Source organism: Acinetobacter guillouiae (genome assembly GCF_002370525.2).
Taxonomy (GTDB): Bacteria; Pseudomonadota; Gammaproteobacteria; order Pseudomonadales; family Moraxellaceae; genus Acinetobacter; species Acinetobacter guillouiae.
In genome coordinates, this window is record NZ_AP014630.1 from 577,406 (window position 1) to 601,074 (window position 23,669).

Sequence of the window (23,669 nt, forward strand, 5' to 3'; positions counted from 1 at the left end):
GGGAACTCCTTGTGTAGTTGTTGTTGCTCGTCTCTTGGGTAAAGGCAACTTACTACAAATATAGATTGTGTCTATCTGTTCAATTTACAAGTGTTTTTATGATGAAAACACCGTAAATTTTCATAAACTTATACGTGGGTAGCACGAGATAAATCTAAACACTGATAACTTACAAATGGTTTAACTTGAGATTAATTCTAAAACAATTATCTTGGAAATAATTTCCTTAATTTGCATAAAAAATATCAGTTGAGAGAAAAATTTCCTTTGAATGACTTAATCTTGAAAAATATATTCTTGATTGATTTCTTTTACGGTAGCAGTTCCCATTAATGCCATGGTAATTTCAAATTCTTCCTTTAAAATTTTAATCACATGGGCGACACCTAAAGCACCAGCAACAGAGAGCCCGTAGATCGCAGGACGGCCAATCAACACCGCAGATGCGCCTAAAGCCAATGCTTTAAATATATCTGTACCACGACGGATTCCACCATCCAAAAGCAAAGGAAAATCATGCGGAACAACGGCCTTAATTTTTGCTAAGGCGATCAGTGGGGAAATACTGCTATTGAGTACTCGTCCACCATGATTGGAAACGATTAAGCCTTTTACGCCGATTTCGACTGCTTTTTTTGCATCGAGTGGATGTAGCACACCCTTTAAAATTACAGGCAAATGGCTATGGGCAATTATAAATTCGATATCTGCCCATTTGGGTGCAATTTGCATTAAACCGTTGAATACAGGATGTTGATGCTCAGAAATTTTGGGTAGGGGAATGTGGGTGGGTGTATGGGGGTGTTGCATGCCTTCTGGCAATTGAAAAATCACCCGACGTTCACGATCACGAATCCCTGTATGCGGTGAATCTACTGTAATTACAAGTGCTTTAAAATTTTGTTGTTCTGCGAGTCGAACTAAGGCCAATGATTTCTCACGATCACCTTGCCAATACAGTTGAAACCATTTCAAAGGGTTTTCTTGTTTGAAACTTCGCATATCCGTATTGGTGAAAGTGCTTAGTACAATATTACTTCCTAAAACTTCGGCCGCTAGTGCAGCCGCAGCTTCGCCGTCAGGGTGGAACAATTGTTGATGTCCAATCGGTGCAAGAAAAATTGGATGAGGAAATTTTTGTCCTAAAATCTCACATTCGGTCGAGCCTTGAGTTAAGTCATTGAGCAGTCTTGGAATCAGTTGAATATTTTTAAATTGTTGTAAGTTTTCTTGAACACTTTGCTCATCCATCGCCCCACCTTGCAAATAGTGCCAAGTGTTTTCAGGCAGATGCTGTTCTGCTTGTTTCTCGTAATCCGCAATGGTCTGTAAATATGTTGGAATTTGAGTGAGTGGTGCTTGGATTTTTTTACTCATGAGAAAACTTACCGATTGAGAAAATCAATTTCACAGGATGGGGATTACAATTCAGCCCACTTACGAATTAAATTATGATAAAGACTGGTGAGTTTAACGACTTCAGCGTGCATATCGCCTAATTCAATTCTTAAATTTTGAATGCTTTGATCTAGATTGAATAACATATGGCGATTAGCATCATCGCGAATCATACTTTGAAGCCAAAAAAAAGAAGCAATGCGAGCACCTTGAGTCACAGCTGTTACTTCATGAAGGCTCGTGGAAGGGTACAGAATTAGATCTCCCGCAGGGAGTTTGATTTCATGATAGCCATAAGTGTCTTCAATAACGAGTTCACCACCTTGATATTCATCAGGTTCACTTAAAAAAACAGTACAAGATAGATCAGTACGGATACGTTGCTGAGTACCGCGAATATTACGGATGGCGTTATCAACATGAAATCCAAAAGATTGGTTATTTTCATAACGATTAAAATATGGCGGAAGAATTTCTAGTGGCAATGCTGCTGATAAAAATTGAGCATTTTGTCCTATAGCGTCTAAGATGATATTGCCTAATTGTTGTGTTAATGGATGATTTTCTGGTAGTTGTTGATTTTTTTTGACATTGGCTGAAAGTGAGCCTGTTGTATATTGACCACTAATCCATTCTGTACTTTGCATTGTATTTCTAAAATATAGAACTTGTTCTTTGCTTAATACATTAGGAATATGATGGATCATCTTAATACCTTTTAATCAAATTGATTGCAGAGTAATCGGTTATAGAAAAATAGCCTCTGTACAGAGGCTATTTTATATCATTTAAAATGAATCCATAAAATAATTATGGATTTATTCTGTCAATTAATATTTAAAGTTTAAAGAAACTACAGCACTACGACCTTCTGCTTCTGTTGCATAGTGAGATGCATAAGCTTTAGTAAAATAACGCTTGTCTGAAAGGTTGTTTACATTTAACTGTAAGTTAACATTTTTGTTTACGTTATAACGAGCCATTGCATCATAACGTACATAGCCAGGAACAAATTTAGTATTAGCTGCATCACCATAAACTTTGTCCATAGCAATTGCACCAACGCCTAAATTCAACTGAGGAAGCACTTGGTAAGTTGTCCAAAGTGTTGCGGAGTTTTTAGCAACGTTTTGAACTTGATTGCCATTAACAGGATTTGTTACATAGTTTCCTGAGGAATCTTTCGTAAAGCCTGCATCTACAATTTCACTATCTAAGTACGTATAGCCTAGAGATACAGCCCATTTGTCTGTAATATTACCGTTTGCACCTAGTTCAACTCCATCTACACGAGTTTCACCAATGTTTTGGGTATTACCAGAACTATCAGTTGCACGAGTATTAGTTTTTTCAGTACGAAAAACTGCCGCGGTTAAATTTAATTTTTTATTTAATAGATCCCATTTGGTACCTACTTCATAAGTTTTCACTTCTTCTGGATCAAGATTATTTAGTGTTGAGCTTATTGCCTCAGAACCATCGCCTAAATCTACACCAACAGGGTTTGATGAAGTTGCATAGCTAGCATAAATTGAACCATTTTCAAGTGGTTTGAACGTCACACCTGCTTGATAGTTGAAGAAATCTGTATTACTTGCAACTTTAATGCCCGTTGCGTTGGTTTTCATTTCTGTTTCAAACTTATCCCAACGTACTCCAAGGTCTAATAACCACTTTGGTGTAATTTCAATGTTATCTAAGATGTAAACAGATGTATTTTCTGAGGTAGTCGTTGTGGTTGCTTTATTAGGACTAATATTACCTAACCATGGATCTTTAGAGTTAGGGTTATAAGCAGATGTACACCAATATTCACTGCTTACCGGTGTTTGACCTTTACAAGCTCCAGTACCTGTTAAACCGCCACCAGAAAGACCCTTTGAATTAGTTACAGTATATGAGCCTTTATCAGATTCTGTTTTACTATACTCAGCACCAGCATTAAAACTGTGTTTAAAAGAACCAGTATTAAATTTACCTGTTAAAGCCAATTGATCTGTAAATGTGTCTGTATCCGAAATACGAGAGTTTACACGACGCCATACTTGGTCAGTTGCGATGTTCTTTTTAGAATCATCAGGTTGAGTCCAAAGGTAATCATTTTTAGAGTTTGTAAATACAGCAGTATTACTTACAGTAATAGTATCCGTTAGATCATGTTCTAACTTTAGTGTTCCACTTTGGTTTTCTTGTTTTTGGAAATCACGGTCTAACCAACCATAATAAATACCTTGTTTAGCATCTAGTGGTTTACCAGTCGCAGTTTTGTTTGTTGGATTCCAATAGGGTACACCTGAATCTGGGGTATCGTCTGATTTTAAGTAGTAGTAACTTAACGTTGCGCGAGTCGCGGTGTCTAAGCCAAAAGTAATACTTGGTGCGATCCCTGCACGTTTATATTCAGAGCCATCGTCTTGACCAGCCTTTTCATTATGATGACCCATTACAGCGACACGAGCAGCAACCCCATTGCCAAAGTCTTTATTGCCATCAAGGGTAATACGTTGGTAGTTATCTGTACCACCAGCAACAGAACCTTCTAAAAAGTCTCCTTTTTTAGCGACTTTAGAAATCATATTGATGCTACCACCAGAAGTTCCAGCACCACTCATCGCTGAAGCAGAACCTTTAGTGACTTCTACTTGCTCGATAGCAAACATTTCACGGTTTTGAGAAGTGGAATTACGAACACCATCCACAAACATAGAACTTTCAGAGTTATAACCACGAATAAATGGACGATCACCATTTGGGTTACCGCCTTCACCAGCACCTAGGGTAATGCCAGGTACTGTACGGAGGGCATCACTTAAAGTGGTTACTTTAGTATCTTCGATCAATTGTTTTGAAATAACTGATACAGACTTAGGTGTATCTAATAAAGGTGCAACAAATTTTTTATTGGCAGACTCATCTACTTTTAAACTTTGTTCTACAGTCGCTTGTGCTTTAATTGTTGGAAGCTTTGCGATTTCGTCTTGAGCGATGGCTGATGTTGCAATAACTGAAAGTGAAGATGCGATTGCAGTAGAAACAATCTTTTTGCGTGATTTGATAAAAGACATACGTGAACTCACAAAGAGTAGTGTAAATTTGTATGCGAATAATAATGATTCTTATTGTTTATTGCATCTGTTTGAAATTGAAATTGTCGATGGTTTTAAATGTTTATGATGAGAAAATGAATTAAAAATGTATTGAAGTTTCACTTAACTTTTTGAATTTTATTTATTTAATTTTATTTCTAGATATTTCAAAATGTAAATAAATTTATTCTAATGTCACTAAAGTATTTGAATTTGGTAAATTCATATAAAAATACAAAATTTTTATCTTTGTCATCGAGTCGAAGATAATTTATTAAAAAAAGCGTCACAATGAGAAAATCAGTGATCGAAATAAAATGATTTACACAGGTGTTTTGTATATATTCAAATGTTGTCATATAATGTGGCACTTTTTGAAAAACTGTAATTATTAAATTCTATCGAGGAAGCCATGCAAGTAACTTCTGAAGCGGTTTCGGGCGTTGCCCGTCGTTTAAATGTATCTGTACCGACGAGCCGTATTAACGAGCAGTTTGAAGCTCGCTTGAAACGCACTGCCAAAACTGTGAAGATCAACGGCTTCCGTCAAGGTAAAGTGCCAGTAAACGTTGTACGTCGTGAATACGGCGCTGGTATTTACCAAGAAGTTGTAAACGACATCATTCGTGACACAGTATTTGAAGCAATTCAACAAGAAAAAATCAATGCTGTTGGTATGCCAAACATCGACAAAGTTGAAAACAAAGATGATGCTTTAGTTTATCAAGCTACAGTTGAAGTTTATCCTGAAGTTGAAGCTAAATTTGAAGGTCTTGAAGTATCACGTAAATCATCTGAAGTAACAGATAAAGACGTTGATGCAATGCTTGAAAACCTTCAAAAGCAACGTGCTGAATGGACTGAAACTAAAGGCATGGCTAAAAAAGACATGCAAGTAACTTTCGATTTTGAAGGTACTGTTGATGGTGAGAAGTTTGAAGGCGGTGCTGCTGAAGACTTTAAACTTGTTTTAGGTTCTGGTCGTATGATCCCTGGCTTCGAAGACGGTATCGTTGGTATGAAGAAAGGCGAAGAGAAAGTGATTGATGTAACTTTCCCTGAAGACTATCAAGCTGAAAACTTAGCAGGTAAAGCTGCTCAATTTAAAATCACAGTTAAGCTTGTTGAAAAACAAAAACTTCCTGAAATTGATGCTGAATTCCTTAAAATCTTCGGTTTAACTGAAGAAGAAGGCGTAGAGAAATTAAAAGCTGACGTTCGCAAAAACATGGAACGTGAAGTAAAAAATGGCCTACGTAACCAAGTAAAAGGTGCAACTTTTGATGCACTTGTTGCTGCAAATGACGTAGAAGTTCCTGAATCTATGTTGGCTCAAGAAATTGACCGTCAACGTCAACAAATGATTCAACAATTTACTCAACAGTTTGGTGCTCAAGGTGCTAAAGCATTTGACAGCAGCATGCTTCCAGATGAATTGTTCAAAGAACAAGCTGAAAAAGCAGTTAAACTTGGTGTATTGGTAAGCAAAGTATTGGCTGATGCTAAACTTGAAGTAGACCAATCACGTGTTGATGCTTATATCGAAGATATGGCTTCTTCTTATGAAGATCCAACTGAAGTGATTGAATATTTCAAAACTGATAAGCAACAACGTGCTCAAATCGAAGGCGTAGTGTTAGAAGATCAAGTTGTTGATCATATCTTAGCTGCTGCTAAAGTAACTGATGAAGTTGTTAGCTATCAAGATTTGTTAAAAGAGCAACAAGCGCGCCAACAAGGCTAAGTTGTTTGATCTAAAAAAAGGCGCTTTGGCGCCTTTTTTTATGAGCTTAAACATGGATTTAATCATTCCATTCACAATACTTATGCAAAAAATATCTGATATTAAGTTGGGAATATTTTGCATTTTCAGCAATTATCCCTCATATTGTGAACATGAGTGAAGTAACAAGAATTCAGGAATAAATAACGTATGTATGTTCCATCAATTGAAAGCGCTTTGGTGCCAGTAGTCGTAGAACAATCTTCACGTGGTGAGCGTTCTTTCGATATTTTTTCACGTCTTTTACGTGAACGTGTGATTTTTTTAACTGGTGAAGTTGAAGACAACATGGCGAATCTTATTGTCGCGCAAATGTTGTTTTTAGAAGCTGAAAATCCAGATAAAGATATCCATTTATATATCAATTCACCTGGTGGTTCAGTGACTGCGGGTATGGCAATTTACGATACGATGCAATTTATTAAGCCTGATGTAGTGACCTATTGTATGGGTCAAGCTGCATCTATGGGGGCTTTCTTATTAAATGCTGGTGCAAAAGGTAAGCGTTATTGCTTGGAAAATGCGCGTGTGATGATTCACCAACCATTGGGTGGTTTCCGTGGTCAAGCATCGGATATTGAAATTCATGCACGTGAAATTTTATTCATCAAAGAACGTTTAAATCGTTTAATGGCTGAACATAGTGGTCAAGATTACGAAACTGTCGCTAAAGATACAGATCGTGATAATTTTATGACTGCACAGCAAGCAAAAGAATATGGTTTAGTGGATCAGGTATTAAGTAAACGACCTCAAGACTAAACATTTATAGATAAGATTTAAGAATTTGGAGTGAAAATGTCCGATCTTCCTCAAGGACAAAAGCATTGTTCATTTTGCGGTAAAACGCAGTCTGAAGTCGGTAAGCTGATCGCAGGCGAGGACGCATATATTTGTAATGAATGCGTGGATGTGTGCTTAGACTTAGTGCAAACGAGTCAACAGGTGGAAACAGGCGATTGGGCAACACGTCCATTGCCAAAACCACATGAAATTCGTGCGGCTTTGGACCAGTATGTAATTGGTCAAGACACAGCAAAGAAAACACTTTCAGTTGCAGTGTATAACCATTACAAACGTTTAAAAGTATCTCAAACAGGGCATAAGCCTAAAGATGCCGTTGAAATTGCTAAAAGTAATATTTTGCTGATTGGACCGACCGGTTCAGGTAAAACATTGCTGGCACAGACACTTGCGCGTTTGCTTGATGTACCTTTTGCAATGGCTGATGCAACAACTTTGACCGAAGCTGGTTATGTTGGTGAAGATGTCGAAAACATTATTCAGAAACTTTTGCAAAAAGCGGATTACGATGTAGAAAAAGCACAAAAGGGTATTATCTACATTGATGAAATTGACAAGATTACCCGTAAATCTGAAAACCCTTCGATTACACGTGATGTGTCTGGTGAGGGCGTGCAACAAGCATTGTTGAAAATGATTGAAGGTACTGTTGCGTCAATTCCGCCTCAAGGTGGACGTAAACATCCACAGCAGGAGTTTATTCAAGTTGATACTGCAAATATCTTGTTTATCTGTGGTGGTGCGTTCTCTGGTCTTGAAAAAGTTGTGCAACAACGTCAAGAAAAAGGTGGCATTGGTTTCACCGCAGACGTAAAGAATAAAGACGATAGTAAAAAAGTATCTGAATTATTCCGTCAAGTTGAAGCCGCAGATTTGGTGAAATTTGGTTTAATTCCAGAATTCATTGGTCGTTTACCTGTGATTGCAACACTTGAAGAGCTTGATCAAGAAGCCTTGATGCAGATTTTAACAGAACCAAAAAATGCATTAACGCGTCAGTATCAATATCTTTTTGAGATGGAAAATGTAGACCTTCTTTTTGAAGACTCTGCTTTACGTGCGATCGCGAAAAAAGCGTTAGAGCGTAATACAGGTGCGCGTGGTCTGCGTTCTATTTTAGAAAATGTATTGCTTGAAACCATGTATGACTTACCAAGTCGTTCAGACATTGGTACTGTGATTATCAATGAAGCAGTGATTAACGATAAAGCTGCACCAGAGTTCAAATCTGAACGTCAACCAAAGCATGAAAATACTGAAGTTGAAAAAGTAGATTTGAAGGTGTTGGATACAAAATCAGCTTAAAAGCTGGATTCTGATACATCCTCAGTGCAATTCATCTGAAACGTGCAAGTAGCTTGACTATTTGCACGTTTTTTATTTTTAAATGGTCATTGAAATGTTAAGCTGGCTGTAGACAATAGGGTTTATTAAAAACGAAAATAAAAAATACGCGGTGAGGGAAAATCATGCGTTACATCGGTCTAGTCGTTTTGATCAGTTGTGGGTTGGCAGCTTGTCAAAGTCATCAATCTGTTGAACAGCAACCTGCAAAAGTTGTTTCAACTTTAGATCCTATCGATTTCAAAAAAGAAGATTCGTTGGTTCATGAAAAGCTTGAACAATATAAAGTTGCATCATTCTCTACCGGATCTTGGGTCAATCAAAAGCCGGGGCAATACTTTAAGCTGGTTAAGCCTCAGAATCCTCAAGCTGCGATTGTGTATTTTTATCGACCAGACAGTCGTTGGAATAGACAAGAAATTATTCCAAACAATTTTTTTCTAAATGGTAAGAAAATTCCAAGCTTGATCAGTAATCATTATTATTGGATTGAACTGGCTGAGGGGGATTATAAATTAAGTCTCAGTCGTCCATTAACAGTTTTTCATTTCCAGAAACCCAAGGTTGCTTATTTCTCAGTAGAAGCTGGCGGGCAATATTTTGTTAAATATGAAGAAGAAAAATTTCGCGGTGGGCCAAATGGTGAAGCGGGTTTATTACGTGTAGGGCCTTTAATGCAAATGCCTACCCGACAAGGACTCAAAGAAATTGCGATGACTCAACTGAAGACCCCAGGCCTTAATTTTGTCGCTGAAGTAACTGCGGATGGACGTGTGATTAAACCTAAAGAAAAAATCAAAGGTGAGCCGTACAAAGTAAGTGATGATGTGCATTTGGGGCAGCAGTTTAAACTTTGGAACCCAATGACTTGGTGATCTATCGCTAGATGATGCTTGATATAGAAAAGAGAGCGTGGCTCTCTTTTCTTATTTGTTTTATTGAGTATTTGCGGCCTTTTTTAAAGCATCTAGCTTTTTAGTCACTTCTTTAAAGTCTTCAGATGCGGTTTGTACACTTTTAATCAGTTGGCTGTTCATGACTTTCATGGTTTCTTGAGCAACTTGAGGTGTTTTTTTCAAAATAGACTGTCCAATTGCACTTGAATAAAAATCAATTTGAGCTTGAACTTCTTCAGCACTGTATATGTCTTTATAAATCTTAAGATAAACAGGTTTGATTTGATCCCAAGCAATGGTTTTTTTACTTTGCTCATACATTTTGTCAGCAAGCTCATTGGCGACAATTTGTTCTTGTGGGTTGAGCTGATCTTTTTTTACCGTCATTTGAATGATTTGGTAAGCTTGTTGATCCAACTGAGGGCGAATTTGTTGTATGGTTTCTTGTAGCAGTTCATCAATATTCATGACTTTTAATAATTGTTGAACTTGTTGGTCTGAAGCGGGCGCTGCAAAAGCAAAATTTGTGCTGATACATGCGCTTGCAAGTAGTAAGTGTTGGAGTAATTTCATAAAATACCTATATAAGTTCTGGTTGTAATTCACATCATAAAATGGTTGAGTAAAAGCTTATTCAACTTGAAGAATCGGCTTTAAAATCGTTTCCATTTTTTCTTTCAGGGCTTTTTGATTTTCTACTTTTAGCATTTTTTCTTGAGAAAACTTTGCGGTTTCTTGCATGACTTCTGTCATAAGCGTGTTCATCTTTTGATTGATAGATTGTCCAATCGGTGTACTTAAAAAAGCGATATTGGCTTGAACTTCTTCTTCAGTAAAGGTCTTTTTAAATAATGATTTAAACATATTGAGATATTCTGGGTCAGTCACCAGCTGTTGTTGAATATCACTATACAGCGCACTAATTTGTAGTGCTGCATTTTGCTGATCGATATTCAATGTTTGAGCCCCCGTCACTTGGCGAACAAGTGCTTCTGCTTGATCGTCAAAGTAGGGTTGCATATCACGGGTACTTTGTTTGAAAATCTCTGAGATATTGGAGAGTTGCATCAATTTGTCGACGCTTTTATCTGTCGCAGGGCTAGCAAAAACAGAGCTCTGAACCCCAAAAAATAAACATGCTATAAGTATTGGTGAGAACACCTGTTTTATTTTCATTATCTTACTCAAAGTAAAAAAGCACTCTAATCATAGAGTGCTTTCTATTTAATCTTCAAGCTTAATCTAAGCTTTAGATTAGATTATTGTGCAACAGCATCAACCACTGGGATTTTCCCAATTTTGGCTTGCCAGATTTTAGGTGCAGTCGCATGAATAGAAGTACCATTGACATCAACTGCAACAGATACAGGCATGTCTTGTACTTTAAATTTGTAGATAGCTTCCATACCTAAGTCAGCAAATGCAACAACTTCTGCTTCACGAATGGCTTTAGATACTAAATAAGCAGCACCACCAACAGCCATTAAATAAGTCGCTTTATTGTCTTTGATTGCTTCAACAGCAGCAGGTCCACGATCCGCTTTACCAATCATACCAAACAAGCCAGTTGCTTCAAGGACTTGACGTGTGAACTTATCCATACGCGTTGCTGTTGTTGGACCAGCAGGGCCTACAACTTCATCACCTACAGGATCTACAGGTCCCACGTAGTAAATGAATTTACCTTTGAGATCCACAGGTAGTTGTTCGCCTTTATTTAACATGTCAACCATGCGTTTATGCGCAGCATCACGACCTGTATAGATGGTACCGTTCAATAATAATGTATCGCCCGGTTGCCATGAGTTCATTTCTTCCTGTGTGATATTGTCTAAGTCAACACGTTTAGATGTTGACGTATCCCAAGTCACTTCAGGATAATCTGAAAGTAAAGGCGCTTGAATATGTGCAATACCTGAACCGTCCAATTGGAAATGAGCGTGACGAGTTGCAGCACAGTTTGGAATCATACCGACTGGTTTACCAGCAGCATGACAAGGGTAGTCTTTGATCTTAATATCAAGCACTGTGGTTAAACCACCAAGGCCTTGTGCACCGATACCCAATGCATTTACTTTTTCAAAGATTTCAATACGCAGTTCTTCGATTTGGTTCTGTGGACCACGGCGAAGTAACTCGTCCATATTGATTTCTTCCATGAGCGATTCTTTTGCAAGCATCATGGCTTTTTCAGCAGTACCACCAATACCAATACCGAGCATTCCTGGAGGACACCAACCCGCACCCATCGTTGGTACAGTTTTAAGTACCCAATCTACGATCGAGTCAGAAGGGTTAAGCATTGCCAGTTTAGATTTATTCTCTGAACCACCACCTTTCGCTGCAACAGTAATATCGACTTTATTGCCTGGAACGAGTTTGTAGTGAATTACAGCAGGTGTATTGTCTTTGGTATTTTTACGACCAAAAGCAGGATCTGCTAAAACTGAAGCGCGGAGTACGTTACTATTTTCTAAATAACCTTGGCGTACACCTTCATTGATCGCATCATCTAAGCTCATAGTTAAATCAAATTTAACATCTAAGCCCACGTCAACAAATACGTTAACAATACCAGTATCTTGACAGATTGGACGATGACCTTCTGCACACATACGTGAATTAATTAAGATTTGTGCAATTGCATCCTTTGCAGCTTGGTTCTCTTCACGATCATAAGCACGGCTCATCGCTTGGATAAAGTCTTGTGGATGATAGTACGAAATGAACTGAAGCGCGTCCTTGACCGATGTGATCAAGTCATCTTGTTTGATAATAGTTGTCATATCAAAAATCTCTTGAGCGGGCTGTTAGCTAGCGGGCTAAATTATACGTGATATTGCTTGTTTTGTGGTGGCTTAGATCTAATTTCAGCCTAAAGTTTTATGATTTTATTTGAGAAACTCCGCTTATATTTGGGTTGATCAAGGCAACTTTTCTACTTTTTATATAAATGATGATAAAGCCGTATAGAAATAAATTTCAGATTTTACAGCGTGAAAAGCTCTATACTCTATTGAGTCAAAAGCTTGGGCTAAATAACAACAACATGGAAAACTATACGCATCTTGCGGAAAATATTATTGAAATTTATACAAAGCATGCTCGTGCATGGACTGAATTACGCGGGGAATTTCTTTATGAAAAAGCGTGGTTGGATCGCTTTTTAACTTTAATTCCCGCTCACTCCCATATTCTTGACTTGGGCTGTGGCTCTGCAAAACCAATTGCAGCTTATTTGATTGAGCAAGCGAATACTGTGACAGGTGTTGATAGTTCTGATGTAATGATAGAAATGGCGCAACAGAATTTTCCTGATCACACTTGGATTTTAGCTGATATGCGAACAGTAAATTTAGATCGCAAATTTGATGCAATACTCGCTTGGGATAGCTTTTTTCATCTTACACCACAACATCAGAGAGATATGTTTGAAATTTTTAATCAATATACAAAAGCTGGCGCTGCTTTAATGTTTACCAGTGGACCATCACAGGGTGAAGCGGTTGGAGAGATGTTTGGTGATGCGCTGTATCATGGCAGCTTATCATCCGCTGAGTACTACGAACTATTTAAAAAGTATAATTTTGAAGTGATAAAGATGATTGCTGAAGACCGTGATTGTACAGGGCATACTGTTTGGTTAGCCAAGCGAATATAAAATATCTGGATGAAAGTAAATTAAGCAATAAATAAAAAATATCTAAAAATTTTAAGATTCTCAAATTAAGAGATTCATATATTTTAATTGTAAGTATTAAAGTTATTTTTTAGTTTAATTTCTAAATAAGTAAAAATAATCTTATTTGCTTTAATGTAATTTTCATGTTTATTTTTTAAACCATTATTAATTTGTAGTTAAATTAGCATGTTATTGTAAATTTTGGTGAGAAATTGTATTATAATGATAATTATTCTCATTATGTTTTCGGTGCAATCATGCCTTTTGTTAAAAAAAGCTTAACTTTAATGATGCTGTCGACGGGAGGACTTTTTGTTTCCTCTCTAACATTTGCAAATACAGATAGCAGTGAAGAACAGAAAAAAAGTACAGCAACGCTTCCCACGATTGTCATTGAGGCGATGGCTGATGGTGATCCAATAAAAACATATGTGGATTATAAACAAGCCAATGTTACGAGAAATGGTTTAGATAAAAAAGATATACCACAAACGATTGATACAATTGATGTTTCTAAATATAAGCTTTATGGCGCAAATGATCTAAGTGTCATGTTACAAGGCACACCAGGCGTTTCAACCAGCTACGATATGCGTGGTGATGGCATTATGCTGCGTGGTTTTAGTGCGGATTCTGGTGATATCTATCGTGATGGTGTGCGTGAAAGTGGACAGATACGTCGCAGTACTGCCAATGTTGAACGAATTGAAATTTTAAAAGGTCCTGCATCTGTATTGTATGGCCGTAGTGGTGGTGGTGGTGTGATCAATATGGTCACCAAATATGCAAATTTTGACTCCAAAAGTTCAGTTGGAGCATATGCGGGTTCTTATGACAATGTTGGCGGAACGCTTGATATTAATAAAGTACTCAATGATAACTGGGCTGTACGTTTGGTTGGAGAGAAGTCCGATACCAATAGTTTCCGTGCTCAAATAGGTGCTAATGAGGAAATGATTTCTCCAAGTGTGACCTATCGTAGTGATGATGAAAAGCTACTTTGGACAACGGAATTTACTTACGACAATCTTTATCGGGTATCAGATCGTGGTCCTTCATATGCCAATTTGCCTGCAGGAACTTCAATTAAGATGGGGTTTGCGCAACCTGGTGATTATGTGGAAGATATTCTTCAAACGATACGTACAGATGTTAAATATGAATTTGCGCCCAATTGGAAATTTCATTGGGGTTTAAGTCATCGTGAGTCGGAACAAAATTTTGATCATTTTTATGCTGGGTCTATGTGTACTGCTGACGTGAAGCCAACAAATACGAATAAAGGATGTTATAAAGGTTATATCAATCAAGCCTATTTTTGGCAGCAAACAACCAATAAAACTACGACCAATACTTGGGATATAACTGGTGAATTTAATACTGGGGCGATTAAACATAATATTCTAGTCGGTACAGACTGGTCTTATGAACAGCGAGAACCTTTACTATCAAATAAAAACAAGGATGGTTCACTGATTTATGGATTTGTTAATCCATTAACAGGTGATCGTTTTAGTAACCGTGGTATAGGGCATACTATTACGACTCACAATTATAATGAAGGAACAAATTATGCGCTTTTCCTTCAAGATCTCATCAGTTTTAATGATCAATTTAAAATGATGTTAGGCGGGCGATATGATTATTATGAAGCAAAAACCACAAATAAATTAGAGAGCTCAAAGTCATACCAACAATCGCGTACTGTTAAAGATGAGACATTTAGTCCGAATGTAGGCTTTGTATGGCAACCCGTCCCCGAACAAAGTTTATATGCATCTTATAGTCGTAGTTTTTCACCCTTTGGTGGCAATATGGGAGTTAGTGTTATAAATGCAACAGATGACCTAAACGCATTTAATTATGAGCCGCAATATCTTGATCAATATGAAGTGGGTATAAAAAGTGACTGGCTGGATTCTAAGCTAAACACACAATTATCTGTATTCAATATTAATAAAAATAATATTCGTGATCGTAAAGATCCTGAGGATGATTATTCACCTTATGTAGTCGTTGGTGAGCATGAATCTAAGGGGGTAGAATTTAGCTTTATTGGTCAGGCATTGAATAATCTCTATATTCGAGGTGGATACGGTTATACAGATGCCAAAATTATTAAAAATGATCTAAAACCAGAATTAGTAGGTAATTATTTACGCCGTGTTTCAAAGCATACTGGCAATTTGTTTGTACGTTATCTTCCGACTGAAAAATTGTATGGCGAGGTTGGTGCAACTTACATGGGGTCTTATTATTCTTCTGATGAAAATACCACCAAAATGCCAGACTGGACTCGTGTAGATGCTGCAATTGGTTATAAAGACGATAAATGGGGCGCGACGATTGCTGTAAATAATTTAACAGATAAAGAATACTGGCGTTCAGATTCTATGCCTGGAACTCCACGAAATTATTTATTCCGCGTGAACTATTTCTTCTAAGCTTTAATCTCATCGAAAATAAAGCTGCCTAATTCCTATGATCGCAATTGAATCGATGGGGATATCAGTATCATAAAGACTGATTTATGAGTTTTTCGTCAATACATTATAAAAAACCACCCAATTGATTTGGGTGGTTTTTTATGTCTAGTAGATCAGCATTAATGCGCAGCTTGTTGTTCTGACTGAATCGCCGTTAATGCAATGGTAAAGACAATATCATCTACCAATGCACCACGCGACAAGTCATTTACAGGTTTATTTAAACCTTGCAGCATTGGACCAACACTGACCACATTAGCAGAGCGTTGAACTGCTTTATAGGTGGTATTGCCTGTATTGAGGTCTGGGAAGATAAACACATTGGCACGCCCAGCAACTTGAGAGTCTGGTGCTTTAGAGCGTCCAACACTTTCAACAGATGCAGCATCATATTGCAAAGGGCCATCAATCAGTAAATCTGGACGACGTTGTTTGGCAATTTCCGTGGCTTTTGCAACTTTTTCAACTTCCGCACCTGCACCTGAAGTACCGGTTGAATAGGAAATCATGGCAATACGTGGGTCAATACCAAATGCTTTTGCCGAATCTGCAGATTGAATTGCAATCTCTGCCAATTGCTCAGCATCTGGATCAGGGTTGATCGCGCAATCACCATATACATAAACTTCGTCTGGTAACAGCATAAAGAAGATTGAAGAGACCAAAGAGTATTCTGGTGCAGTTTTGATCAGCTGGAATGCAGGGCGCACTGTATTGGCGGTGGTATGTACAGCGCCAGAAACCAGCCCATCGACTTGATCAAGTGCCAGCATCATCGTACCCAGTACCACAGTATCTTGCAGTTGCTCACGTGCTTGTAATTCGTTGAGTTTACCTTTGCGTAATTCAACCATTTGGGTCACGTAGTTTTCACGGATCAGATCTGGATCAATAATCTCTAAATCCACAGGAAGTTCAATATTACGTGCTTTAGCGACTTCAAGTACCGTTTCAGGTTTTGCTAACAATACACATTGTGCAATACCACGTGATTGACAGATTGCTGCGGCTTGAATGGTACGCGGCTCATCACCTTCAGGCAGTACAATACGTTTTTTTGCAGCAATAGATTTTTGTACCAATTCATGACGGAATGCAGAAGGGGATAAACGCGGTTTATAGTCACCATTCAACATCTGGGTCAACCATTCTGGATCAATATGGCTTGAAACGAAGCGGGTCACTTGATCGGCACGTTCAGTATCATCCACAGGAATTTCATTGCTTAAATTGGCAAGTTGCTGTGCTGTTTCAAAGGTACTGAGTGGTGTATGTAAAATCGGTAGGCCATTTTTAATTGCAGACTGGCAGAACTCTAAAACCAATGGATTTGGCTCATGGTGTTCAGTTAAAACTAAACCTGCGAGTGGAATGCCATTGCTGGTGGCTAAACTACTGGCCAATAACACATCAATACGATCAGAAGCACTGATAATCAGTTCGCCTGCAACGAATTTTTGTAGTTCATGTTCAATATTTGACGCAATTAAGCTGCTGTGCAATACACGGCGTGTGTTGGCTTTGCCTTGATTAATCCACGTGGCTTGAATTTGTTTTGCTAAGTCTGAGATGCGAGGCACACTCAAGGTGTCACTGAATGGAACTAAGCCAATAATTGGAAATGTTGCTGAGCCGATGTGTGCATGAGTTTTTTGAATTTCAGTTTTAAATTTTTCAGTATCTGCAACTAAACGCAAGCTTGGATCAATGGTCACCGGAATTTGTGCAGATTCTGCAGGTAGACCACGGGTACGCATAAACAATACGCCTGCATTACGCGATGATGATGCACCACCAAAATTACGTACTTGTGCTTCAACTTTTTCAGCAGTTTGTTCTGGTTTTTCGATATTGGCATTACTGACAAAGATAACTTTTGCATCCAAAGCTTGCGCCAAAGAAGCATTTAAATCACTGGCAAAAGCATCACGTGCAGTAGGGACTAAGCCTTCTACAATCACAATGTCATGGGACTTTGCAATTTGGCGTTGTAAGCTGACCGCTTCTTCAAGGAGCTCATCAGTTTCACCATCATTGAGCTGTTGTGTGATTTTTGCATAAGCTATCGGTTCAACCGTATCTAATTTTGAGATATGACGGTAAAGCGCAGTGGTGCGGTCTGGTTCAGCAACTAATTCTTGTGAAAATGGTTTTACAAAGCCTGCTTTAACGCCTTGGCATTCCAAGGCATAGACTAAACCTAAACACGCAGACGTTAAGCCTACGCCTTCCCCAGTTGGAACCAATAAAATTGTTTTCATAGACGATTCTTTAATCAGTAAAAATATGTGAATTCATGGATAAATTGAAGATGAATATCTCAAATCATCTGCTTCACTCAACATCTTTTTTGTGGTGTATACAGTGATCGCAAAACGATATTCATCTACAAGACTGGTTTATATATTTATGCCAGCTTAAACGATTACAAAACAGCTTTATATCAAAAATCTGGTCAAGATCAATTGTAATAACGAGTTTGAGTATGCGGCTATTTCAACAGGTATACCCAAAGCTCGTACAAGACTTACGACAGCTTAAGCTGTCGCAATATCAGATTCAGGCTTTTTTGCGGCCTGTTGTACCTCGTGTTCTACAACATGAACAGTTTCTTTAGCAATACGACCTTCTTCATCGGTTGGTATGACCCAAATTTGAGGACCTGTTCCAGCATCAATTCGACCTTCTGTACCACGTTTTAAACCATCATTCTGTTCTTTGCTGAGGTTGAAACCGAAGTGTGGTAAGTAAGCAATAGTTTTTTCACGAATATAGGCAGAGTTTTCACCAATACCGCCAGTAAAGAATAAACCATCGATACGTGGTAAACCGCAGCTTAATGCCGCAAGTGATTTGGCTAAACGATAACAGAATACTTCAATCGCCAAAGTCGCATCTTCATTGCCTTGTTCTGAAGCTTCAATCAAGGTACGCATATCATTTGAAAGATCTGATAAGCCCAGTAAGCCTGATTCACTGTTCAGCATTTTATCAATTTTATAGATATCCCAGCCCAGATTTGAAGCAAGGAAGCTATGAATACTTGGATCAACATCACCACTACGGGTACCCATAACCACACCTTCAAGCGGAGTCAGTCCCATGGAGGTATCGACACTTTGACCATTCCAAATGGCGCAAGTTGAGCTACCATTGCCTAAGTGTGCTGTTAACCAACCGCCATGTTTATAGCTCCCCGCAAGTTCAGAACCACGTTCAGAAACATAGGCATGACTGGTACCATGGAAACCATAACGACGAACATTGTGTTGTGTATACAGGAACTTTGGTAAAGCATAACGATATGCATGTGCAGGCATGGTTTGATGGAATGCTGTATCAAATACGGCAACTTGCGGTAATTCAGGGAATAGACGCATTGTCGCATCAATACCGACTAAATGAGCTGGGTTATGCAGCGGTGCAAGTGGTGTTGCTTCACGAATTTTTTCTACAATTTCAGGCGTCAATAACTCAGCTTTGGTTAAGGTCCCGCCATGAACAACACGGTGTCCAATGGCTTGAGGTTTATACTGTGATAAACGACCTAAGATGGTTTCTAAAGCTTTTTCATGGTCTGCATAGGGAATTGAAAGCTCAAGCGGTTGATTGCCCGCCGTGATTCCTTTAATACGTGCATCAGCAGAGCCTAGGTTTTCTGCTAAACCAAAGATTCGATCTTCACGACGTTCAGAAACAAGCGCATATTTGATTGATGAAGATCCGCAGTTAATTACTAATACTGATGTAGACACGTTTGAATACCCGAAATTATAATTTAAAAAAGTCATCCTGATTGATCTGATTATGCTTGTTTATAAAGGGCAAATTAGATCAGCAGTCATGTTGTACCATGTGTAGTTTTTTTGTCCTAGATAGACTTTAGGTGATTAGACTTTTGGACTATCGACCTGATATTGATTAATAATTAATATTTATCAATTGATTGTTAAAAATTATCACTCATTGTTGTTTTAATCTATCTGCATTCTATAGTTTCTTGTAAATAATCTTGTCCTATCCAAAGACAATCTTTGCGTCTTTCTAAAAGACAAGCACATATTTTTTATCAAAATTTTAAATTGATTGATGTTTTTACTGTGCATTAAAAATAAAAACTCAGCACTTATGTTTGAGATAAATGCTGAGTCGAGTTATTCAAGCTTGGAATCAATGACGAATTTGACCATCACCTAAAACAATCCATTTTTGCGAGGTTAAACCTTCAAGACCGACTGGGCCACGGGCATGAATTTTATCGGTAGAAATACCAATTTCAGCACCTAAACCGTATTCGAAACCATCAGCAAAACGCGTCGAAGCATTGACCATAACTGAACTTGAATCTACACGGGTTAAGAATTGACGCGCTAAGCTAAAGTTTTCAGTGATGATTGCATCGGTATGATGTGAGCCATATTTGTTAATATGTTGAATGGCTTCTTCAATCCCAGTCACAATTTTCACGGCCAAGATTGGACCTAGATATTCTTCATACCAATCTTCTTCACTGGCTGGTTTTACAGTATTGCCTAAGATTTTTTGAACATTGATACAGCCACGTAATTCAACGTTTTTTTCTGCATAAAGCTCAGCGATACGGGGTAAAAACTCTTCCGCAATTTTTTCATCAACCAACAATGTTTCCATTGCATTACACACACCATAACGATGTGTTTTTGAGTTTAATGCAATAGGAAGTGCTTTATGTAAATCTGCCTGCGCCTCAACAAAAACATGGCAGTTTCCATCGAGATGTTTAATCACAGGAATGGTTGCTTCATTGGTAATGCGTTCAATCAAGCCTTTACCGCCACGAGGTACGATGACATCGACATACTCAGACATGGTAATCAATTGACCCACGGCAGCACGGTCAGTGGTGTTAATCACTTGTACACAAGTTTCAGGTAAGCCCGCTGCTTTTAAACCATGTTGAATGGCTTCAGCAATTGCTTGATTTGAATTCAATGCTTCAGAACCACCACGTAAAATGATGGCATTGCCAGATTTTAACGCAAGTGAGGCGGCTTCAAGGGTAACGTTTGGGCGTGATTCATAAATCATACCGACCACACCTAAAGGCACGCGCATTTTACCAATCTGAATACCTGTTGGACGGAAAGCAAGATCCGTGATTTCACCAATCGGATCGACAAGGCTAATGACATCTTTTAAGCCTTGTAACATCCCTTTAAAGCGTGTGGGGTTGAGTTCTAAACGATCAAGTAAAGCACTATCCAATTGATTGTCACGACCTTTGCTCATGTCAATTTGGTTGGCGGCCAAGATTTGCGGTTGACTATTTTCCAAAGCAGTATAAATCGCAGATAAGGCATTATTTTTTGCAAGTGTAGTTGCGCCTGCCAAAACACTAGCGGCTTGGCGTGCTTGCTTCCCTACAGTTTGCATATACTGTTCAATTGAGTCTTGCATAGCAGTTTATTTGATCATTAAAAATTTCCCTTTGATAGTAGCAGTCTAAGTAAAGCCAAGGAAGTATTTCACTGAAATAAACTTATTTTGCAGCGTTGAAGCGTTAAATATCTTGCAAAATCTTTTGCCATTTAAACTGGATAAACGGTCAATTTAGCGATTGCGTATAAATCACACATCTGTAAGAATGAAACAATAAGGACATTGATGTGATACAGAATTCATACGTATCACGAATTTGAAAGAATAATGCGGGTCAAAATCTTGCATATTAAAAGAATAAAGCAAGGATGGAGGAAGGATATGAATTCCATTATCCAAATGGACACAGAATCACACCAATCTTTATCAAGCTTTGGTTTTTTCGACATATACCACAAAAACAGCTTTAAGCAGGAGCCAAGAACAACTTGGATTGATGGCTGGAAAATTGAGTATATGGCGATCGCAGATCCACGAACAATTCACAATACACCGATTGTGATTGTGGGCGGAGCGTTCCAAAACTTTAACTCATATAAGTATTGTGTTGAGCAGTTCTTTGAAAGTGGCCCAGTCATTTTGATTGATTTGCCCTCTATGGGCGCCAATCAACAAATCACCAATATCGACTCTGGTTTATCTGCGGGGACATTAGAATTACCTGATCTTTCTCGTATGTTGGGACAGTGGCTTGATATTGTCGCGATTGAAAAGGTTGCCGTGGTGGGGATTTCTTTAGGTTCCGTGATTGCTTCATTTTTTGTTGATCAACGTCCTGAACTGGTCGAAAAAATGATCTTGATGGGGGTGATGCAAGAAACTCGTAAAAGCTGGCGCATGCTGTTAGAAGAATCATTGATGTTGATGAAAGAACAACGTATGGGCGAGTTTGGTCAGGCCGTGATTTTGTATTTAGTCAATCATGCCAAGCTCGATAAAACGCGTATGTCGCCCACAGCCAAAAGATTATTTTTTAAGCAAATGGCTGAATTTTCAAATACTGAACAAGAACGTTATGAAATCAATTGTAATCGTCTATTGCGGTTAAGCCATGTACCGGTTCCTCAAGTGAATACACTGGTGGCATGTGGTCAATACGACAGTTTTACCTTACCGCATGAAAATGCAAACTTTGCTTTGCAATGCCCAGATATGCAGTTTGCAATGATTGCCAATGCCGATCATGTTCCTCAATTACAACGCCGTAAAGAAACCATGACTTTATTCACCACTTACTTAAAAGGTGGGTCGATCCAAGGACTGGATGGGATTGTCAATTTCACACGGGAACAAATGCAGCATATTGAGCGTCGTGGTGAAAATCGTATTCAAGTGCTTGATCCACATCGTCAATTGACACATCGCCATTCAAATAAAGTGATTCAGGTTGACGTAGTTGATTTAAATTACTTTGGTTTATTGATGCGTCTTGATCATCAACAAGATTTAGCTTTTGTAAATCAACATACCCGTGATTTGGCTTTAAATTTGAGTGATGATGAAGGTGAGTTTGCGATTGAATGTTTGATTTTTGAAACCTCTGCAGCTGGTGTTCGCGCACTATTTAAGCATGGTAGCTTTGAAAATGCAGATCGCTTATTACGGTTTATTGCACGCCAAACCCAAGCAGTGCAGTTATGTATAGCGCAAGAAGGTGCAGTAGCTTAAGCTTTTGATATGTTGATCTGTTAAAAACCAGTCTTTTGACTGGTTTTTTATTTCTTAGAATTGAAGTATTTAAATCTCGAAGTGTTTATGTTTCGAAGGATTTAAGTCTCGAAATCTCAATAAGTGATTGCTTTAGCGTTGTGCATCAATCATCCACACCAAATCACCTAGATGCTCTTCAGCATTGTATTCAGTTGAATCTGTATTGAAATAGACACGGGGTTGAATCACGTCAACTTTTTGAAAACCAGCTTGATAGATAAAATTTCTGACTTGTTCTGGTGTGACAAAGTGAAAAGTAAAAGCACTTCGTGACATGACTTTTAACAGCTTGCTGCTGTTCCAAATCACTTTTGCCAATTTGTTTTTTACTGGTTCAGGGTAAAGGTCGGTGAGATAATGCAGACTGTTAAAGTCTTGCCCATAATGGGCAATCGATTGAATCAATTGTTGTAACAGTTCTTTGGTGAAGTAGTTAATTAAACCTTCACTGATCACGACGAGTGGTCGTAGTGGATCAAATACCTCAAAAGCTTTTTTAAAATCCTCTGTAAATAAGTCGACAGACAACACATCTGGGCTCTTGTAATCAATTTGCTTAAGCGCCGCTTGCTTAGTTTTTGCCATATCGGGTAAATCTAATTCACGATAATCAATCAAGGGATAATGTTGTCTAAACCACCAGCCTCTGGGTGACAGCCCCGCGGCTATTTCCAATACTTGTAAGTCAGGAGACTGTTCAATCAGTTCAGCTAAACGCTCATCCAACATGGTATGACGTTGCTTGAGTGTGGTACGCATACTGCCGCCGACGTATTTTTCTCCCCAACTTTCTATTGGGTGGGCAATCATAGCCAAAGTTTTACCTTTGGATGTGGCAAATAAGGGATGAGAAATGCCCATTTGATACCAAATATAGCCTGTGTAATGGGCTGTAAATGAAATATGGCGGTGCTTGGAAAGTTGCTGGTCTGACATAGTTATCCTTAACTTTTATTTTTTCTAATGGGGTCATGATGAAAAGCAATTAAAACACGACTAAAAATTTAATTTTGCCTCGTCGTCTTTTTTGATCCTTTGTAACCCTCCTATTGAAAGGAGAAT

The 23,669-nt window shown here is 38.3% G+C and carries 16 protein-coding genes and 2 pseudogenes; 8 read left to right on the forward strand and 10 right to left on the reverse strand.

The window, feature by feature from the left end; genetic code table 11:
• Positions 1-276: 276 nt before the first annotated feature.
• The 3 genes from AS4_RS02815 to AS4_RS02825 form a co-directional block, all read right to left on the reverse strand.
• The gene (locus AS4_RS02815) at positions 277-1,377 is read right to left on the reverse strand and encodes an alpha-hydroxy acid oxidase (protein WP_096732964.1); all 1,101 of its coding nucleotides are present in this window, start codon (positions 1,375-1,377) and stop codon (positions 277-279) included.
• Between the two features lie 44 nt (positions 1,378-1,421).
• Positions 1,422-2,105 carry a Fe2+-dependent dioxygenase gene (locus tag AS4_RS02820; RefSeq protein WP_096732966.1) on the reverse strand — a complete coding sequence of 228 codons (684 nt, stop codon included), beginning with the start codon at positions 2,103-2,105 and terminating at the stop codon, positions 1,422-1,424.
• A gap of 123 nt (positions 2,106-2,228) precedes the next feature.
• Positions 2,229-4,463 carry a TonB-dependent receptor gene (locus AS4_RS02825; protein ID WP_096732968.1) on the reverse strand — a complete coding sequence of 745 codons (2,235 nt, stop codon included), beginning with the start codon at positions 4,461-4,463 and terminating at the stop codon, positions 2,229-2,231.
• Positions 4,464-4,896: 433 nt separating this feature from the next.
• On the opposite strand from AS4_RS02825, the gene tig reads away from it, so the two are divergent.
• From tig to AS4_RS02845, 4 genes are all read left to right on the forward strand, one after another.
• Positions 4,897-6,228, forward strand: coding sequence for a trigger factor (gene tig / locus AS4_RS02830; protein ID WP_004726530.1), 1,332 nt, complete (start codon positions 4,897-4,899; stop codon positions 6,226-6,228).
• Between the two features lie 189 nt (positions 6,229-6,417).
• Entirely contained in the window at positions 6,418-7,029 is a 612-nt protein-coding gene (gene clpP, locus AS4_RS02835; RefSeq protein ID WP_004726532.1) for an ATP-dependent Clp endopeptidase proteolytic subunit ClpP, read from the forward strand.
• A gap of 36 nt (positions 7,030-7,065) precedes the next feature.
• Positions 7,066-8,376 carry an ATP-dependent Clp protease ATP-binding subunit ClpX gene (gene clpX / locus AS4_RS02840; protein WP_034609735.1) on the forward strand — a complete coding sequence of 437 codons (1,311 nt, stop codon included), beginning with the start codon at positions 7,066-7,068 and terminating at the stop codon, positions 8,374-8,376.
• A 164-nt stretch (positions 8,377-8,540) separates the two neighbouring features.
• On the forward strand, positions 8,541-9,290 hold the full coding sequence (locus tag AS4_RS02845; RefSeq protein WP_004726536.1) for a DUF2846 domain-containing protein: 750 nt from the start codon (positions 8,541-8,543) through the stop codon (positions 9,288-9,290).
• Between the two features lie 60 nt (positions 9,291-9,350).
• On the opposite strand, the gene AS4_RS02850 is transcribed toward AS4_RS02845, so the two are convergent.
• From AS4_RS02850 to AS4_RS02860, 3 genes are all read right to left on the reverse strand, one after another.
• The gene (locus AS4_RS02850) at positions 9,351-9,884 is read right to left on the reverse strand and encodes a DUF2059 domain-containing protein (protein ID WP_096732970.1); all 534 of its coding nucleotides are present in this window, start codon (positions 9,882-9,884) and stop codon (positions 9,351-9,353) included.
• A 57-nt stretch (positions 9,885-9,941) separates the two neighbouring features.
• Positions 9,942-10,379, reverse strand: a complete 438-nt coding sequence (locus tag AS4_RS02855) for a DUF2059 domain-containing protein (RefSeq protein ID WP_227548116.1) — start codon at positions 10,377-10,379, stop codon at positions 9,942-9,944.
• 191 nt (positions 10,380-10,570) lie between these two features.
• Complete coding sequence (locus AS4_RS02860; RefSeq protein ID WP_004726542.1) at positions 10,571-12,097, reverse strand: fumarate hydratase; 1,527 nt, start codon at positions 12,095-12,097, stop codon at positions 10,571-10,573.
• 263 nt (positions 12,098-12,360) lie between these two features.
• On the opposite strand from AS4_RS02860, the gene AS4_RS02865 reads away from it, so the two are divergent.
• Positions 12,361-12,972 (forward strand): class I SAM-dependent methyltransferase, encoded by a 612-nt coding sequence (locus AS4_RS02865; protein ID WP_096732973.1) that lies wholly within the window; start codon positions 12,361-12,363, stop codon positions 12,970-12,972.
• Between the two features lie 278 nt (positions 12,973-13,250).
• Complete coding sequence (locus AS4_RS02870; RefSeq protein WP_096732975.1) at positions 13,251-15,437, forward strand: TonB-dependent receptor; 2,187 nt, start codon at positions 13,251-13,253, stop codon at positions 15,435-15,437.
• A gap of 161 nt (positions 15,438-15,598) precedes the next feature.
• Here AS4_RS02870 and pta read toward each other — a convergent pair whose 3' ends face one another.
• From pta to AS4_RS02885, 3 genes are all read right to left on the reverse strand, one after another.
• A complete protein-coding gene (gene pta, locus AS4_RS02875) occupies positions 15,599-17,740 on the reverse strand; it encodes a phosphate acetyltransferase (RefSeq protein ID WP_096732977.1) in 2,142 nt (713 codons plus the stop codon).
• A 276-nt stretch (positions 17,741-18,016) separates the two neighbouring features.
• On the reverse strand, positions 18,017-19,234 hold the full coding sequence (locus tag AS4_RS02880) for an acetate/propionate family kinase (RefSeq protein ID WP_034610100.1): 1,218 nt from the start codon (positions 19,232-19,234) through the stop codon (positions 18,017-18,019).
• Positions 19,235-19,649: 415 nt separating this feature from the next.
• A complete protein-coding gene (locus AS4_RS02885) occupies positions 19,650-20,915 on the reverse strand; it encodes a glutamate-5-semialdehyde dehydrogenase (protein WP_004818916.1) in 1,266 nt (421 codons plus the stop codon).
• Between the two features lie 303 nt (positions 20,916-21,218).
• On the opposite strand from AS4_RS02885, the pseudogene AS4_RS02890 reads away from it, so the two are divergent.
• Together AS4_RS02890 and AS4_RS22180 are read left to right on the forward strand one after the other, a co-directional pair.
• Positions 21,219-22,266: pseudogene (locus tag AS4_RS02890) on the forward strand (alpha/beta fold hydrolase); the annotation flags it as partial.
• A 77-nt stretch (positions 22,267-22,343) separates the two neighbouring features.
• Positions 22,344-22,565 (forward strand): annotated as a pseudogene (locus AS4_RS22180) (alpha/beta fold hydrolase); the annotation flags it as partial.
• Positions 22,566-22,697: 132 nt separating this feature from the next.
• On the opposite strand, the gene AS4_RS02895 reads toward AS4_RS22180, so the two are convergent.
• Positions 22,698-23,543, reverse strand: coding sequence for a class I SAM-dependent methyltransferase (locus tag AS4_RS02895; protein WP_096732981.1), 846 nt, complete (start codon positions 23,541-23,543; stop codon positions 22,698-22,700).
• Positions 23,544-23,669: the final 126 nt, after the last annotated feature.